Source organism: Bartonella sp. PS7NMGDW (assembly GCF_042193585.1).
GTDB classification, from domain to species: domain Bacteria; phylum Pseudomonadota; class Alphaproteobacteria; order Rhizobiales; family Rhizobiaceae; genus Bartonella; species Bartonella grahamii.
In genome coordinates, this window is record NZ_JBHILX010000051.1 from 1 (window position 1) to 2709 (window position 2709).

The 2709-nt window shown below is 44.1% G+C and carries 1 protein-coding gene and 2 pseudogenes; all 3 read right to left on the reverse strand.

Annotated features, from left to right (window positions below; genetic code table 11):
* A pseudogene (locus tag ACFIKJ_RS08960) lies at positions 1-83 on the reverse strand (lysozyme); the annotation flags it as partial.
* Positions 84-146: 63 nt separating this feature from the next.
* Positions 147-476, reverse strand: a complete 330-nt coding sequence (locus ACFIKJ_RS08965; RefSeq protein ID WP_375626961.1) for a hypothetical protein — start codon at positions 474-476, stop codon at positions 147-149.
* Between the two features lie 9 nt (positions 477-485).
* Positions 486-2709: pseudogene (locus ACFIKJ_RS08970) on the reverse strand (hypothetical protein); the annotation flags it as partial.

The following is a 2709-nucleotide window of genomic DNA, read 5'->3' on the forward strand; positions in this document are numbered from 1 at the left end:
CATGCCGTATCTCTATAAGCCTCTAAACGCAAACCTTCCCATTGTTTGATAAGCTCTAATCCTTCTTTCGATATCTTCCTCATCTGACGCTCCATAAAAAAAGCCCCACAAAAGTGAGGCTGGATAAAAATGTTTTTTTATGATCTCTATTGACTATGCTCTTTGATCAGTTGCTCGACTTCTTCAACACGAAAGCCAAGTTGAAAGAGCGGTGCATATTCGCTTTCCTGTAATTCATACTGACAACGCTTTTCTACAAAATCACCATTTGAATCAAATGGCATGGTTGTTGTTAGACAAACCTTATGCGTGTCATCTTCAATCCCCTCTTCTCCTTCACTGAGTTCTTTGACAAAAAACCAATAAAAACGCGTTGTCAAAAGCATCTCTAGCCTTCTTACTGTTTCAACTTTGTCAAAAGAAAGCATGTTCAGATAATCTTCTTTGCTATTTAAATGTTCTGGATATTCTATCATCTCTCCCTCCTAAACAAAATGACGCGTATGGCTACATCCACGCGCCGCAACTTGTTCATTTCCACCATTGACGATCATGGCGGCTCGAGTAAAACGCCCATTATCCGTTGTATTACTCCAGCTACCACCCCCTAACAATGCTCTCATTTCAAACGTATTTTGCGTACGGCTTATGGGTATAGGAAACGTGCCCGATAAAAATTGCCAAACATAACCGCAACCATCCTCACAACCGATATGCGAGATCATTCGACGATTCGCCGTATCCTTATATCCACCTGAAACCTTAGAGGTTGGTTCTTTCTTGCCAACAATATGTGTCTTTTCATTGCTTCCATACATAGCAGAAGCAAACGCTTCATCACTCAGTAAAGATTTTTTAACACGAGCCATATCTGTTACATGTTCGGTATAATTACGGTTTGTTGTTATATTGGTACGATACATTGATTTCGTATTTTCACCCGTCCCTGATTGAAGATAAATATCAACCCAAAGATCTGTAGAGGGGTCGTAGACCATTCCCTCTGGTGAACTATAAGGGCGGTGATTTAAACACCAAACTGAATTGGGTAAAATATCCCCTGCCCTATAACCAGACAAGGGGTGACCAGAAATCGTACCAACATCCGCACAAAGCGTATGAAACCCTCCTATCTTGCGCGAATTATTGACGCTGTAACCGTTTGGATACGTAGAGTTTTCTGATACAACAATTTTATGAGAATCTCCCTCCGGTACCAAATAAAGATAATAATCCTTGCCCGCAGAAAGAGACGGCATGCTTATTCTGGCATCTACCGTATAACTTACAACCAAAATATCATGAGTTCGTGGCAAAGTTAGATAGGTTCCTTTTTTCACGGTTAATTGCGCTTTGCCTGTCGCAACAAGAAAAGGGGTGGAAATTGATAAAACCGTTAAATGAGACTGTTTTAGAAAAGTGTTTATCTTTTCTGCGAGATTTTTTGCTTGTGTGGCTACTGTATGAGCTGTTGTCGCTGTTTCCAGAGAACTCTTGATACCTCCAAGCTCTTGCTTCGTCGTATCGGCTGTTGTTTTAGCTTCTTCTGCTGTCCTTTTCGCTCTATCGGCTACTTCCTTGGCTTTTTCGGCTTCGCTCTTGGCTTGATAGGCTTGTGAATCTGCTGTCTCAGCTTTTTTCTTGGCTTCATCTGAGTACATCCGTGCTAAACTTGCTATAGTCTTAGCATTATCTGCTGTTTCATTCGCGTCGTAAGCTTTACTCCACGCTTCATTTGCTGTTTTTTCTGCCTTTTCTGCCTGACTACGCGCTTGCTCCGCGTCATGTCTTGCATAACCAGCAGACTCCTTGGCTTCCTTGGCTATTTTTTGTGCCTCTTCCGCTTCTTCCTCTAAAGACGCGGCTTTTTTACCCGCTGTTTCGGCTGCCCTCTGCGCCTCTTCTGCTATATATTTTGCATTACTAGCTATTTCCTTGGCTTTTTCTACTTCATTCTTGGCTTCATACGCTCGGTCATCGGCTTTCTCCGCTATTTTCTTGGCTTCTTCGCCTGCCGTTTCTGCTAAACTTGCTATAGTCTTAGCGTTATTGGCGGCTTCATTCGCGTCGTAAGCTTTACTCCACGCTTCATTCGCTGTGCTTTTTACCTTTTCCACCTCACTACGCGCTTGCTCCGCATCATGCTTGGCATAACCAGCTGTCTGTTTAGCTTCTTGTGCTATTTTTTCGGCTTCTTCTGCGGCTGCTTCTAAAGACGCGGCTTTTTTACCCGCTGTTTCAGCTGCCTTTTGCGCCTCTCCTGCTGCATATTTTGCACTATTGGCTATTTCCTTCGCTTTGCCTGCTTCATCTTTTGCTTCATACGCGTAGTTATTGGCTTTCTCCGCTATTTTCTTGGCTTCTTCGCCTGCCGTTTCCGCTAAACTTGCTGTAAGCTTAGCACTATCTGCTGTTTCATTCGCTTTGTGGGCTTTATTCCACGCTGCATTCGCTGTGCTTTTTGCATTTTCCACCTCACTACGCGCTTGCTCCGCATCATGCTTGGCATAACCAGCTGTCTGTTTGGCTTCTTGTGCTATTTTCTCGGCTTCTTCCGCTTTACGCTTCGCCTCTTGTGCTATGCCCTGCACCGTTTCCACACTCACCTGCCCTGCCGTCTCTCCTGAACGCACCGCAGACTCTGCTACCGCTTTCGCTTCAGAAGCTAATTTTGTAGCCTCCTCTGCACTCTGTTGGGCTTGATGAGCC

Bases quoted from the DNA above. Each gene is read 5' to 3' on its own strand.
- ACFIKJ_RS08965 (WP_375626961.1), bottom strand. From the start codon at position 476: ATGATAGAATATCCAGAACATTTAAATAGCAAAGAAGATTATCTGAAC.